General features: G+C 38.9%; 13 protein-coding genes and 1 tRNA gene. 1 reads left to right on the top strand and 13 read right to left on the bottom strand.

The genetic code is table 11. The annotated features are described in order from the left end of the window. Positions 1-4 precede the first annotated feature (4 nt). The 9 genes from PL_RS21955 to PL_RS21915 form a co-directional block, all read right to left on the bottom strand. Positions 5-1,021 (bottom strand): WD40/YVTN/BNR-like repeat-containing protein, encoded by a 1,017-nt coding sequence (locus PL_RS21955; RefSeq protein WP_041884525.1) that lies wholly within the window; start codon positions 1,019-1,021, stop codon positions 5-7. Further along, a complete protein-coding gene (locus PL_RS21950; protein WP_041884528.1) occupies positions 1,021-1,452 on the bottom strand; it encodes a DUF2147 domain-containing protein in 432 nt (143 codons plus the stop codon). The genes PL_RS21955 and PL_RS21950 overlap by 1 nt, the downstream gene beginning before the upstream one ends. 485 nt (positions 1,453-1,937) lie before the next feature. Further along, on the bottom strand, positions 1,938-2,324 hold the full coding sequence (locus tag PL_RS21945) for a TonB-dependent receptor domain-containing protein (RefSeq protein ID WP_041884533.1): 387 nt from the start codon (positions 2,322-2,324) through the stop codon (positions 1,938-1,940). A gap of 197 nt (positions 2,325-2,521) precedes the next feature. After that, positions 2,522-3,559, bottom strand: a complete 1,038-nt coding sequence (locus tag PL_RS21940) for an aldo/keto reductase (protein WP_041884535.1) — start codon at positions 3,557-3,559, stop codon at positions 2,522-2,524. 36 nt (positions 3,560-3,595) lie between these two features. Next, positions 3,596-4,615: an LLM class flavin-dependent oxidoreductase gene (locus PL_RS21935; protein ID WP_041884537.1), complete on the bottom strand. Its 1,020-nt coding sequence runs from the start codon at positions 4,613-4,615 to the stop codon at positions 3,596-3,598. Between the two features lie 115 nt (positions 4,616-4,730). Next, a complete protein-coding gene (locus tag PL_RS21930; RefSeq protein ID WP_041884539.1) occupies positions 4,731-5,771 on the bottom strand; it encodes a hypothetical protein in 1,041 nt (346 codons plus the stop codon). A gap of 85 nt (positions 5,772-5,856) precedes the next feature. Beyond that, positions 5,857-5,940: transfer RNA gene (locus tag PL_RS21925), tRNA-Leu, on the bottom strand. Between the two features lie 253 nt (positions 5,941-6,193). Then, complete coding sequence (locus PL_RS21920) at positions 6,194-7,492, bottom strand: esterase-like activity of phytase family protein (protein WP_041884541.1); 1,299 nt, start codon at positions 7,490-7,492, stop codon at positions 6,194-6,196. A gap of 168 nt (positions 7,493-7,660) precedes the next feature. Further along, entirely contained in the window at positions 7,661-10,090 is a 2,430-nt protein-coding gene (locus PL_RS21915) for a TonB-dependent receptor (protein ID WP_041884543.1), read from the bottom strand. A gap of 263 nt (positions 10,091-10,353) precedes the next feature. Here PL_RS21915 and PL_RS21910 point away from each other — a divergent pair, with 263 nt between their 5' ends. Continuing rightward, positions 10,354-11,295 (top strand): hypothetical protein, encoded by a 942-nt coding sequence (locus PL_RS21910; protein WP_041884545.1) that lies wholly within the window; start codon positions 10,354-10,356, stop codon positions 11,293-11,295. A gap of 7 nt (positions 11,296-11,302) precedes the next feature. On the opposite strand, the gene PL_RS21905 is transcribed toward PL_RS21910, so the two are convergent. From PL_RS21905 to PL_RS21890, 4 genes are read right to left on the bottom strand one after another with little or no spacing between them, the layout of a single operon-like run. Continuing rightward, a complete protein-coding gene (locus PL_RS21905; RefSeq protein WP_041884547.1) occupies positions 11,303-11,719 on the bottom strand; it encodes a hypothetical protein in 417 nt (138 codons plus the stop codon). Positions 11,720-11,721: 2 nt separating this feature from the next. Then, the gene (locus tag PL_RS21900; RefSeq protein ID WP_041884549.1) at positions 11,722-13,161 is read right to left on the bottom strand and encodes a GMC oxidoreductase; all 1,440 of its coding nucleotides are present in this window, start codon (positions 13,159-13,161) and stop codon (positions 11,722-11,724) included. Between the two features lie 21 nt (positions 13,162-13,182). Next, complete coding sequence (locus tag PL_RS21895; protein ID WP_041884550.1) at positions 13,183-14,172, bottom strand: UbiA family prenyltransferase; 990 nt, start codon at positions 14,170-14,172, stop codon at positions 13,183-13,185. Positions 14,173-14,180: 8 nt separating this feature from the next. Beyond that, the gene (locus PL_RS21890; RefSeq protein WP_160292140.1) at positions 14,181-14,849 is read right to left on the bottom strand and encodes an HAD family hydrolase; all 669 of its coding nucleotides are present in this window, start codon (positions 14,847-14,849) and stop codon (positions 14,181-14,183) included. Positions 14,850-15,023 lie beyond the last annotated feature (174 nt).

Genomic DNA, 15,023 nt, shown 5'->3' with positions numbered 1-15,023 from the left:
ATTATTATTTGACCTTTAATCTGTAGATGAGTCCCTTGCCACCTGCCAGCAGTACCAGGTTACCTTTTTTAGCTTTTTGAATTACATTAAAGCTTTCTTCAGAAATGTGATACCAGTTCATCCCTCCGTCTCTGGAAACATCTGTACCCGAGGTACCCGTTGCAAAACAGGTTTTCTCATCATACCAGATTACTCCGGAACGGAAACCAAAAACCGGTCTGGATGGTTTAATCCATGATTTACCTCCGTCTCCGGTTAGCAAAACATTATTTGTATTCTCTTTATCCTTCTCATAATCACCACCAACTACGATGCCCTGGTTTTCATTATAGAAATCAACAGAGAAGGCACCCGTAGTACTTTTGCCATGTATGATAGGACAATCGTACTTTTTCCAGCTCAGGCCGTAATTATCAGATGCATAAATATTTGATTTAGTACCGCCGGTTGCGATCCATACCTTCCCATCAGAGAAAGTCTTAATTCCGGTGCCACTGGCAGCAAAACCAGCTTCACCGGTTGCAATGGTATGGTTTAATCTTTTAGTGACATCTGTCCAGTTACAGCCACCGTCATCAGTGATCAGCAGTTGTAAATGGTTTTGAATGGGATCACCAAAGATGATCCCATGTTTTTCATCCCAGAATGACATTCCATCAAGGAATATTGCAGAATCCAGGTTTTTATAAGTTTCAGTCCAGCTCTTTCCACCGTCTTCGGTACGCAATATATAAGCAGGAGAACCTGCATTTACAATTACAGCATGGTTTTTATCAAAGGCTTCAATATCCCTGAAATCAAGTGTTTCATAGCCTTTGGGTTTTGTCCACGTCCACTCCTTGCCTCCATTTAAACTTTTGCCAATAAACCCGTTACTTCCACTTACCCAGGCAATACTGTCAGATACAACAGACATTCCTCTGATACTGGTATTGGTTCCAGTATTAACGGTACTTAGTTCGTAGGTTTGTGAAAATACAGAAAACGGCGTCAGCAATAAAAGGTACAGGAGTATTCGCATTATTTAACTTTTTTCCAGACTTCAGATCTTCCAATAATTGAGATACCGATATAACCACGCATATTCAAGTCACCGTTGTCTTTAAGATTCATATTACAGCTATAGGTTTTACCTGATTTAGGATCATAGATTTTACCATCAGTCCATTTTCCATCTTCAAAAACGAAATCTTTAAGCATTTCCAATCCCAGGATAGGTCTTGACTTTAAATTTGCATCAGGATTCTTTACATCAGTTTTTGCATTACCTTTTTCATCCTTAGGATTCTTAAGCCATACAATTTTACCAAAATATTTAGAGTCTTTCTTAAAAATCTCTACGTGCGCCTCTCCTGTTGCGTTAACCCATTGACCAACAATAGCATCTTTGTTCTGTGCAAAACCTGTGAAGGAAATTGCTGTGAAAAGTAATAACAGTGAAATGTATCTCATAAGTTTATATTTAGTTTAGGCTAATTTACAAATTACAGCTATTAAACAACTATGCTTTCGGCTGGTTTTTTCTTTTTCTTTATTTTGTCTGTTCATCCCTCTGACCTGTAATTGATAATTCGTCAAGATCATACATTCCACTACTTATTGTTATATAGCTGGTATAGTTATGTTTTGTTTTACAAACTATTGTGGCTATGTTGTGGCTAGTCTTCCGTTAGTATTGAAACGGGTTTGAAGCGTAGTTGATACGGGGTTGAAACGCTTCGACCCGTTTCAACTACGCTTCAAACCCGTTTCAATGGCGTATCAATATTAGCCGGTATATAGCCCATAACCCTATTGTCCCATCCCAGAATTACCTGACAACACAGCTCATTGTACTGCTTTTGTTTTACCTGTTCAACCTTTATCAGGATAAGAGCACAAAAAAACCGTCCTCCACAATTCGGAAAGACGGTTTTCATCATTATAAAGAGTTAACGTTAAAATTTATAAGACAAGGTTGTCATAAACTGGCGCGGTGGAATAGGATTGATACTGTAGTTTTCATGTACATAATAGTTATAAGTATTTCCTATGTTTGATAATTTAGCAAGGATTGAGAATCTGCTAAAGCTATATCCTGCTGAAACATCAACGGTAGTAAATGGTTTAAGGGGGATTGTACCCGTAGTAGTCCCATTTTTATTATTATCACGGCCACCATTACGAGAACCTACATAAAACACCGATGTTCCCAGTTTAAGTCCTTTAAGGTCTCCATCCATAAACGTATAAAAAACAGTTCCGTTCGCCGTATTTTTTGTTGTTCCAACTAAACGCTGTCCTTCAATAATACCGATTCCGGGTGCAGTTTCAGTATAACGCATGTAGTTATTAATAACACCTGCGGATCTAAGACTGTGATTAAACGAATATTAGTCAGTTTTTAAATCGATTAATCATTATCATTTGATAAAATGAACTGATTTCCAGAAACAATCCGGTTACTAAAAAGAAAGCACAAAAAAGCCGTCTTTCAGGGTTCTGAAAAACGGCTTCTCTGCTTAAAGCAGATTAAAATATATTAAGCTTTATAAAATACCGGCAGTGGATTTAGTTCTTCACTTTGTCTTTGATGCCAGTAAGGATAAATAGGTTCAGGTTTACTTGCCTCATCTAATTTCTTAACCTGCTCAGTTGTCAGATTCCAGCCTACGGCTTCAAGATTTTGTTTCAGCTGCTCTTCGTTTCTTGCTCCGATAACAATATTTGAAACCGTAGGTCTCTGTAATAACCAGTTTAAGGAGATCTGCGCAACTGATTTCCCTGTCTCAACCGAAACTTCATCAAGGGCATCCATGATGGTATATAATCGTTCTTCATTCAATGCAGGCCCATGTCCTCCACCCTGCTGCACACGATTATCCTGTGGAAGTGGCTGATTGCGTCTGTACTTTCCCGATAAACGCCCGGAAGCCAGCGGGCTCCAGACAATTGTTCCTACTTTCTGATCAATTCCCAATGGCATCAGCTCCCATTCAAATTCACGATCCAGCAAAGAATAATAGGCCTGATGTGCGATATATCTGGACCATCCGTATCTTTCAGAAACTGAAAGGGATTTCATTAAATGCCATCCTGAAAAATTAGAGCAGGCAATATAACGCACTTTCCCACTCTCCACCAGGTTTTCCAGTGTTTTTAAAGTTTCTTCAACTGGTGTATTTCCATCAAAACCATGCATATGATAAATATCAATATGATCTGTTTTCAACCTTTTCAAACTGTCTTCACATTGTTTAATCAGATGAAATCTGGAAGAACCCAGATTATTTGGTCCGTCTCCCATAGAGAAAGTTGCTTTGGTAGATAGCAGAACTTTATCCCGAAGTCCTTTTATCGCCTGCCCTAAAATCTCTTCTGATAATCCGTTAGAATACACATTTGCAGTATCAAACAGATTTACACCGGCATCCAGACAAAGGTTAATCAGTCTGCCTGCCTCTTCAACCTGAGTACTGCCCCAGGCTTTAAAAAACTCATTTCCACCACCAAAAGTAGCGGTACCAAAACTTAATACGGGTACTTTAAGACCCGAAGCGCCTAATTGTCTGTATTCCATGTTATGTTAATTTATAATCTAATACTCTCTTTCCTGTTAAGCCTTCATCAGGTCTGCAAAAAGCTCATAAGAATGTACTCTTGCCTGATGATCAAAAATGTGAGAGGTTATCATGATCTCATCGACCTGCGTCTGTTTAATAAAAGACTCCATATCTTCCCTGATTGTTGCCGGACTGCCAAAGAAAGAACAGGCTATCATTTGATTAACCGCAGCCTCTTCATAATCTGTCCAGACACTATCCATGTTATCAACCGGAGGTTGTAACAGTTCCAGTTTTCCGGTTACTACTCCCATAAAAAACCGCTTTAATGAAGTCGAAAGTCTATCAGCTTCAGCATCAGTATCTGCAGCGATTACATTGATACAGGAAATAACATAAGGAGCCTTCAGATGAGCGGATGGCTTGAAATTCTGACGGTAAATATGAATTGCTGTCAAAAACTGAGCTGGCGCAAAATGACTGGCAAAAGCATATGGCAAGCCCATAGCCGCGGCCAAACGGGCACTATCGGTACTTGAGCCCAATACCCAGATTGGAATATCTAATCCTTCGCCGGGAATAGCCCTTACACGGCTGTTCGCATTGTCTGCTGAAAAAAAAGTCTGCAACTTGATAATATCCTGGGGAAAATCATGTACGGCACTAAATCTTTCTCCCCTGATAGCCATTGCAGTTGTCTGATCAGTACCTGGTGCACGACCAAGTCCCAGATCTATCCTTCCGGGATATAAAGATGCCAGAGTACCAAATTGTTCTGCCACAATTAAAGGAGAATGATTGGGTAACATAATTCCTCCCGACCCTACACGGATCGTATTTGTACCACCCGCAATATGACCGATCAGCAATGAAGTTGCCGAACTCGCAACACTTATCATATTATGATGTTCTGCCAGCCAGTATCTGGTATACCCAAATTTCTCTGCATTTTGTGCCAGATCAAGGCTATTGCGAAAAGTATCAGCAGGGGTCTTTCCCGCCACTACTGTAGCTAAATCTAATACTGAATATGGAATAGCTGATAATTTTGTCTGATGTGTTTCATTTACCATTACGTAAGCCCTCTAATGCAGAAATATCTGCCTGTTTTATAAAATTAGAGATTAGTAATGGTAAAAATATCCTGTACAGAAAGATTTGACTTTACATACAGAAGTGCGCATATACCTAAAAAAATGACCGTTCTAATTGAACAAGTACCCATCTGCCTTTAATCCAGTAACATGAGAATTGAATACTCTTTTCACCTTCATCAGTTTCATATTTCACCGTTACTTCAAGACAAATTTTACCTCCGGCATACAGGTCATTGTCATAATTTCTGATATGATAACCAACTGATTTATTTTTACTGATCGTATACTTAAATTCATGCAGTAGTCTGGAAGCAGAACCGATATCCTCGACGGACTGATTATAGTATTGCTCCGGATGATTAGCTAAAAGGTCCCGAAATACGTTGAGCAGTTCAATCTCCTGCTTGCCAGGTGATCCTTTAAACTTAGTTGCCACCATCTTCAGCAGATCCTGACGGAAATATTGGATAAAATCAGATTCGGACAAAAGATAAGGAAACTCTTTAACCGGCTTATTTGCCGCTATATCCTGTAAAACAGCAGTAATAAAAGATATCGGGTCAGAAACACAGGTACCTGCTGCTTTCCAGCGGTCATCACTGATAGTCTGATCAGCGAAAGGAACACCTGCCTGGTTCATGACACCTGATTCTTCTTTTTGAGCTGCACGTTCAAAAGTAATCTTATTGCTTTCTTCTGTCCTGAACCGAAAAAAATGATCATCAACAGCAGTCAACTGCCATTTATTTTCCTGCCTTAATAATTTGAACTGAATAGCCAGCGTATCACTTTCTTTTTGAAATGCAGCGTATAAAATCATACCATCCGGCAGCCCTGATTGATCAAATACCTGATTGGTGGAAAAATAACTGTTATAAAAACTGGTATTTGAACTGGTAATATTCTCCGTCTTTGCAGTATGAAGCAGTCTGTTCCAGGAATTTATCAGCTGCGGCGCAACTGCTGTATCAGAAAACACAGAAGCTTTACCGAGATCTTGCTGAGTTAGAAATGCATTTACAAGGTATTTACCCAGAGAATCAGGGATAATCAGACAGGATTTTTGTGCATTTACCTGTAACGCGCAGAGCAGACCTAAAGTAATCAATGCGATAATTTTCCTCCTGAACATATCAGACTATATTTAGCTATGCAGTTAAAATAAAAAAGCCTGTAAACTTTCGGTTTACAGGCTATAAAGAGCTTTGATATTGGTGTGCCCGAAGAGAGACTCGAACTCTCAAGGATCTTACTCCAACGGCTTCTGAGACCGCAACGTTTACCAATTTCGCCATCCGGGCATTAAAATTCTGGATATCCGCTCTGTGGCGACAAATGTAGCATTATTTCTTAAATGATATCAAATATTCAACAAAATTGTTCACCTGTAAGGAGAGAAATTTCAGACAAATTATAATGACCAGGATTAATAATCCACAAAAACCCGGAGAAAAACACAAGCTATTTACCAGATAATCTGTGTATTAAAAAAAGCCCTCACCGATCTGGCAAGAGCTTTTTTTTAGCCTGTTTTCAACAAAAAAAATATGATAATTACAGTTTTATTTTCACAAAATATAACCTGTTGCGGTCAACCTGATTGATAGAAGGCAGAATTTTTGCCGCAAATGAACCATTTGCTCCTGGAATTACACCAAAATCATCATCATTGGAGATCACCAGGGTATTTCCGTTCACTAAAGCCATTCCTTCTGCTTTATCATGCGGATAAACAGTTGGTAAATTCTTTAAAAGATCCAGGACCTCGGTTTTGCTCACCGGTACAATACCTGCACCCTGGATACCAGCCAGATCCTTTAATTGTTCCGGAGTTTTACCACCAAATAACTTCCCTGTTGCACCATTAGCTGCATCAGAAATATCTGTAGCATTAGAAAGATCAATCTTAAATACCTTCTTAAAGGTAGCAGGACTGGTTGGTGCACCACCATAATCACCATCTCTCTCCAGTGTTAAAAAAGTAGTACTGTTTACTGCCAGGATCTCACTAACACCCGTCAGTGAAGCATTATCCATTAAATAAACATATTGTTTAGTTGCACCTGTAGCAATTTCAAAAGTCAGTATACGTAATACAACAGAACCTTTTACTTCTGCTTTAGACGGATTGAACATTGGAGACTGCATGATGCCAACCAGCGTTTTTCCATCTGGTGTGATAGTTAGTCCTTCCATTCCGCGGTTAGGTTTTCGTCTCGCAAATACAGCAGGAATTTTACGACCGCCCGTACCATCACCAAAGGGATTTATTCTTTCAATGGTTTTTCCTGCCGGATCAAAATGAACCAGATGTGGCCCATACTCGTCACTCACCCAGAAACTGCCATCAGCAGCGCGGACTAAACCTTCAGAGTCCAGTCCATCCGGACCAGGAGCCAGAACAGTGCCGTTAAGATCAATTGCCGTTTCTTCACTGGAACCGGCACCCGGCAGATTTGGTAAACCATTTAAATTTACACCAGCTGCATTTTTTAACAGAATGGTTTGTTCCAATACCAGTTTTCCATCTTTTAACCGGAATTTACCTATCTGAGGGGTAAAATCAGGCTTACCAAAAATCTTAATATTTTCAGCTGGTCCATCAGCATTCGGACCGCGATCGGTTAACATATAGAAAACAGCAGGATCATTCGGATCGGCTGCTACAGCAGAACCAAAACCTCCGTTATAGACTTTAACTCCATTTGAAGCAGTGAAGAGTACAGCAGGATCAGCAGCTTCTGCCATATCCGGATAGGTTAAATTCCCGGTAACTGTTTCGCCATTATTTTTTTTACAGGAATACAAAGAGACCGTAAGCATAAGGAAAGAAGATAGTATCGTTTTTTTCATAAGAATGTTTTCACAAAAAAAAGGTTATACTGTCAACTCAATGTTAATTCAATATTGTTTAACAATGTCCATTGAATTTCAAAACAGCAAAAAAGAAAAGGGGTATTCTTTAAACAGAATACCCCTTTTCTGATAAGCAGCAAGAATGCTGCTGCGGAGAAATCTGATTTAGAATTTATAAGAGATACTACCTACAAAACTGCGTAGTTTCTGCGCATTCATAGTGGTATAACCAATCCAGTATTCTTTATTGGTCAGGTTGTCTACTTTGGCACCAATACGGAATTTTGGATGATCATAGAAAACACTGGCATTTAAAACCGTATATTTTGGTAAGGTAAAAACACTTGTGGTGGTGTTAACAATTTTGTTGTCACTTGCATAATTACCTCCAAAGCCGACACCCAGTCCTTTTAAATAACCCGAAGGTAATTTATAACTTAACCACAGATTGGCAGAATAAGGAGACATAGAAGAACCATCACGACGACCTTCAACATCTTCACTTGCATTTACAAAATGGTTTTCATTGTAACCAAATCCCGTCAGGATATTGAACCCCTGGAAAGGATTGGCATTAAGTTCAAACTCTATACCTTTACTGATTTTACCTCCGTCCTGGATTCTAAAATTAGGATTTGTAGGGTCTGTCCTTAAAACATCTTTTACTTTGATATAATAATAAGAAATTGTACCACTCAACTTTCCTTTAAAAACATCCAGTTTAACCCCGCCTTCCAATTGATTAGCTTGTTCCGGCTTAAATGTATTTCCTTTAACGTCTGTTCCCTGCTGATTGGTAAAACTGTTCTGATAATTTCCAAAAATTGAAACCTGGTCTTTTACCGGTTGGAATACCAAACCAAATTTTGGTGAAAATGCAGTCTGTTTATAAGCAGGATTATTACCTGTAGCTGCACCAGCCTCATTATTGATATTTTCAAAACGATCTACTCTTAAAGCAGCTAGGGCAGTTAAACGATCTGTCAAACCTATTGCATCCGATACATAGGCACTGTATATATTATTTATTGACTTAGAAAGAAAGTTTGAAACACTATCCGGATTTGTTCTGTTCAACGCATAATACGCCGCCACGCTAGCTGCGTTAAAGTTGTTATAATTCGGCATTGACCCTCTGAAGTTGATCACATCAATCTTATTGGTAGAATAGAACAATATGTTAGAATTGCTATGCATATAATCTAATCCAACAACGATCTTGTTTTTAACCTGTCCAATATTAAACTCGCCGTTAAAGTTCTGCTGAATTTCAGTAACTTTTGCCTTACCATTTTCAGTAGACTGATCAGCTCTGGATAAATAATTTGCCTTTGGAGAGGCCGGTAATCCAGGTACAGCTATGTTATCAGGGGCCAAAAAGAAATATGGGCTCCGGCCATTAGAATAGCTGTAAGTATGAGTAATATTGGTTTGCGAAGTCCATTTTTTGCTAATCTTATAGGTTGCCTGAGCAAAGATATTTGCATTGTTATAGACTTGTAACAAGTCATTGCTCATATATGATTTTCTATAGTCCAGACCAACCTGATCTGCTCTGTCATATCCCAGTTGCGAAGCCGGGAAATAAAAGAAGATAATCTGTTTAGGTACATTTCGTCCGGAAGAAATTTCCGCGTCAAAATTCAGATCTAACCGGTCATTTACTTTATAAGATAAACTCGGTGCAAGAAAAAAACTTTTATCAAATCCACTGTCCTGGAAGCTGCCTTCGTAATTATAGGCAGCATTTACACGCATATAAATCTGATCAGATTTCGAAACTGGTGCATTAAAATCTACCGCTACCCGCTCAAAATCATAACTTCCTCTGCTGTAGGTTACCTCACCTCCTGTACCTTCATAAGGCTTTTTAGTCACTCTGTTGATTAAGCCACCATAAGAAGTCAGCGTACTGCCAAATAGAGTTGCAGAGGGGCCCTTAATCACTTCCAGACGCTCCAGGTTAGCGGCATCAATTCTTGTGCTTATGTTACCGGCAACACCATTTCTCATCTTGCTCTGCACTATAAATCCACGGGAACTGTAATAACCGCCACCATCTCCTGCTCTTGAAGTTGCTTCCCACATTTTTTGCAGTCCGGGTACATTCCTGGTTGCATCGTCTACAGAAAAGACCAGCTGATCGCCCATGAGTTCTTTGGAAACTGTTGTATAAACCTGCGGATTTTCCAGATTGGTCAGAGACATCTTTGATACATATTCGCTTTTCTTCGTTGCGAATTTATTTCTTGCATTACTCCTGATATTGATCTCTTTCAGCTCATCTGAACTTTGAACAATAATAAAGTCAACATTCAGTTCTTCACCGGCCTGTACTTTAATCTGTTTTTCAACAGATTTACTACCCACAGCAGAAACTTTTAAGGTATACTGACCTGGTTTAACCATTTTAATAGTATAGTATCCTTCTTCGTTACTGGTACTTCCCAGATTTTTATTTTTCAGACCAACAGAAACATAAGCTGCCGGATGACCATCGGAGGTCGAAATTTTCCCTTTAATAGTACCAGTTGTTTGTGCACAAACGTTCAACGTAAGGAGTACAAATAAAGGAGCAAGTATAAGTCTTATCATATATTTATTTAGATTGATTATAAATTTTGCGCAAATAAACCACCTGACAACGGCTTTTCAAAATTTATTTAGAATTATTCTACACAAAATCTGAAACTTTGTTTGTTTATAACTAAACAGTTAAGACTATTTTCAATAAGAATGATGGATTTCATTTAAAGAAACATTGAAAAATAACAGATCTATCCCTGAGCTTTTCTAACCTTTATATTTATATTCAATCAATTCTGCCAGAAAAGCCACATCTACCTGACTACCCATCCATGAAAAACCTATCGAAAATTTGCTCAGTTTTACTATTGACCGCAGTTATCTCCTCCTGCAGTACCCCCAAAAAAACAGCATCCAATTCCAAACTTCTGGGATTTAAGTATAATTACTGTGCGCCTGGCGTTCCTTATCTTCAAAATGAAATATCATGGAAGGATTCAGTCAGAACTGACCTCTCCAAAACTAATATTTCTGCACATGACCAGCTGCTCTGCCGGATTCTGGGTATAAGCAGTTATGTAAATGATCTTTATACCATAAATCATGATCATTCGCCGGAAGCTATATCCAGACAGGTACTGCTGAAACAAAAAATAACCAGCAGATTATTACTTGCCCAGACTCAGTTACAGGCTGTCGCTGCAGAACTGGATTGTGAAGGAGAAAGAGCCGATATGGCCGCTGCTTATCTGGATGGGATTAACAGCAAAAGAAACACAAAATTAACTGTTGGATCTGTAATTATAGGTGCATTGACCACGGTTGCAACCGCAGCTATTTCTAAAAACAGTGTACAAACTGCCGTAGGTGTGGGTGGAGGCCTGTTAGGGGCAGGTTTAGGTGCTCTGACTATCAACCCTAAAGGAAAACAACTGGAGTTTTATCATGATCATAATCTGTTGCGTACCATATGGACTGAACCAAAAACAAATACAGATTACCCGGAATTTGTATGGGAAATGCTGCATGAAAAAAGTTTCAGTAATAAAGGTGATGTAACGCTTTCCCAAAGTATAAAAAACAGATGGCTCCAGTTTGAGTTTGATGAGCATATTGATCAGACACAGGAAGCTTTACTGTTCGGCAACGGAGGATATTATCGTTCTGACGATCTGCACACCAGAGCAACGATGATTAACCAGCTCCAGTCTACGATTCGTTCTCTTAACCAGGATTTGAGTAGCCTGATTGCATTTATCACCAGAATGGAGTAAAAAGAGATCAGACCGAAGGATATAACACAAACGAATATGGATTCGGAACCGGACTTTTATACGGGCTGTATAAACCCAGATAATTTACGGTTTTGCTTTCGTCCATCTGATGAATAAAAAAATCTGTTGATAACAAATAGAATTTAATCAGCTCAAATATCTGGTTTGATCTGTCCTTATTGAAACCCAGATAATAAAAGGTTTTCCACCTGAGATTGGTTATGATATTGTTGGACGAAGCATTGAAATAGTCATTTACATACTGATCAACACCGGCAGAATCGAGTTTCAGATAATCCAGTTCTTCTCTGATTAGCTTTCCGGCATATTTCCTGACTGACGGGGAAGATAAATATAAGGCTGGCGGAAGGATCAGTAATCCTGTACCAATACCAGCCATAGTGATGAATTGTCTCCTTTTCATAATTAAAATGAATGATCTGCTGAGTATAAAGACATAGCGGCTAAAGTTAAAGTAGGATTTGACGCGCTAAAAGTGGTAAAAGCGCCGCTACCTAATACAAAGACATTTCTGTACTGATGATGGATCATATTTTTATCTACCACACTATCTGCTGCACTCAGGCCCATTCTCGTTCCGCCTATAATATGCCCCTCATTTGGAAAGGGATCAAGATATTTAAGCTTCTCTACAGGCAGACAGGATAAAATTCCAGGCAGTACTTTTTTCATGTTTTCCATGCCTTTAATGGCATAATCTGATCTGCCGTTAAAATGGACTTCCGGAACCAGCTTATCTGCCGAAGTAGTGATATAGTTTGTCAAAAGCGGCAGATCTTCAAAAATCATTCTGAAAGAAGCCATATTTAACCATTTCCCTCTTTCCAGTCTGATATTGTAAGGTGCGTTATTCACTTCAATCAGACAGGCTGCAAAGTCTTTCCGGTGATCGCCATCATATAACATATAACCATTGGCATTGACCCAGGTACTGCCTCCGGTATTTTTCAGGTTGTCCAGGTAAATCAGCACCTGCATTCCCATCTGTTCTCCAAATCCTTTACCGGTAAGCGGATTCCGGTCTCCTGAATTTAACAGAATATTGGAATTAAACATCGGGTTTGTTCCCAGCACAATGACCTCTCCCGAGATCTGGAAATCTTTACCATCCTTTACATAATTTACTTTCTTTACCACATTTCCTACAGTTTCCAGACTGTAAACCTGTGCGCCATAGACAAGTTCTACCTGCGGATCCTCATATACGCCAATATTTGAATTCTCAATAGTGAATTTGGCGTTTACGGCACATACATCACAGGATGAATGCGCCATACAGGCATTTCTTCCTTTAACAGCACGGCTGGCCCTGCCGGTAGGCTGGCTGATATACAGCTTACCGTATTTTTCATGGAGTATTTTATCGACTGCTGTAAAGTTATGCGGAGGAAGCGGATATTTTCCTGTTCTTGGAAATGGTGTGCCTTCCGGACCTGATACAGCCATTAATTCTTCTGCTTCGTAATAATACGGATCAAGCTGTTCATAGGTGACCGGCCAGTCGTTTTCTATTCCAAACAGGGTCTTCATTTTAAAATCTGCGGGCATAAACCTTGGCGTACAACCCCACCAGCAATTAGAACTTCCCCCAAAGTCTGTAGAAAAAGGCCATCTCTTTTCTTTGTTTTTATTGATGATTTTTTCTTCCCAGGAATTTTCATCAGCTAAAAAATCAGAGTGCTCTCCTTTCTTTATTTTAAGTCTTTCTGTATGTGGAAACAACTGTCCACGTTCCAACACCAGAATCCTTTTTACGCCCTTATTTTTTTCCAGATATTTTTTCAGGAAAAAGGTTGAAGCAAACCCGGTACCGGCTACAATTAAATCGTAATAGTCATATTTCATGAGCAGTAAAAAGAGAGGAAACTAATAATTAGAGGCATTTTTAAGGAACCAGTACAACCATGGGATATCAACAAACATCAGAATGCAGAGTAAAGCGGTAAACAAAAATAGATACAACATAAACCACTTGCGGGTATGCAGTTTCTCTGTCCCCTGTACAGGAGAATCATTTAATAATCCAATTCTCAGATACCAGGAAAACAGTAAAGCAAAAAAGGGAAAACTAACGAGTAATTCTATCCTATCTTTGATGAGAAAAATCCCCATAAAAAAAGCACAGGTAATCGCATAAAAGAACATGGATACAAGCAAACTGTTCTCTGTATAAAACTTAAAAGATCTGCGGTACAGACCAGCTGTTTCAGGATTTCCAATTAATCTGTATTCTGCAAAGCGTTTAGTTGCCATTAAAAACGCTCCTCCCATCCAGTAGGCCACAATAATACTCGTTGGCGGAAAAGTATTAATCCAGTCAAAATCCCATTTACTGCTGGGCGCACCTAAAGCCGGAGAAAATATAAACCATCCCAGACCAAAGCGGATAGGGTTATTCACAGATTCAGAAAGTACGTCCAGAAATACTCTTTCCTTACTTCTGAAGGGTCTGACATTATAAATCACCCCCATGAATAACAGCAACGCAGATAAGATGATAAACTTATAAGAGATGAGATAGGCAAGCGACAAACCGGCAATTGCCAGAAAAGCATATTCCAGACAGACCAGTCTGGGATTTACGGTGTAAACAACTGAAGATCTGTTCTTCTTTAACGGGTGAAACTTATCAAAATCTGCATCCAGGTACTCATTGATCACATAATTTGCTGATGCAATGAAACAGGTACTGATGATCCCAATAATAATTTTAAAGAAAAGGTGACTGGTTAACGGCGTTTTAAATACAGATAATGCGAAGAGCATTCCCGGTACCATAAAGATATTTTTCACCCAGCTGTCGGGTCTGGCCAGGGCAATATAATTTTTCAGACCTGCCGTTTTTTTAAGCGTCATTTAGCAATCTAATTAGCGTTTTTTAAACTATCTGCCAGTTCAGTATATAAACTACCAGCTTGATGTGTATCTATATTGAGGTAGTGTATTTTTGCCTGGGCAGCACATACTCCATCCAATTCCTTCCTGTCACCTATATACAAACACTGTTCCGAACGAACACCAAAAACCTGCATGATATGAAACAATGCCGTTGCTTTCGGCTTCAGACAATTGATCTGCCTGTCGGTAGATGCAATTACCAGATCAGGTTCTATATTTAACGCTTTTAATTTATCAGCGGCAGGGTAATCTGAGTAAACAGCTACTTTGATTTTACGGGCCTTCAATTCATGCAGAAAAGGATATATTTCTTTATACCGGTATTCATATAAGTAAGGATTTGGAAATTTGAACATCCATTTGGAAATGACCTGTTTAATCCGGTCTGTCGAATCCCCCGTTTTGGAAGCACACCACTGATACTGCTCATGTTCCAGATTATTACCGCAATATCCTGCTCTTTTTTCACGTTCAGAACGAAAGACATACAGGATCAGGAGATCTTTAATTTGCAATGGTCTGACCAAATAGTACTTTAGCAAAGCAAATAACATTTTTGTTCTTAATCCTGCCTGATTGTACAATGTGCCGTCTACATCAAGAATCAGAACTTTTAAATTTGCCCAGTCAATCACATCCAATTTATTTGCTTAAATATTGTTTAAATTTATGTATTATTTATATTAATTAAAAAGTTTCGAATTACTGAATATCAGCCATATGTGTAAAAACCATTCCAGTGTTCTTAAAAACCCAAATATTTGGTTTGGTATTTTTATCGTATCCGGCATTTTACTACGTCTTTTCCA

Source organism: Pedobacter lusitanus, assembly GCF_040026395.1.
Taxonomy (GTDB): Bacteria; Bacteroidota; Bacteroidia; order Sphingobacteriales; family Sphingobacteriaceae; genus Pedobacter; species Pedobacter lusitanus.
Note: the sequence above shows the minus strand (reverse complement) of the source record. Positions and strands in the feature narration are given on the sequence as shown.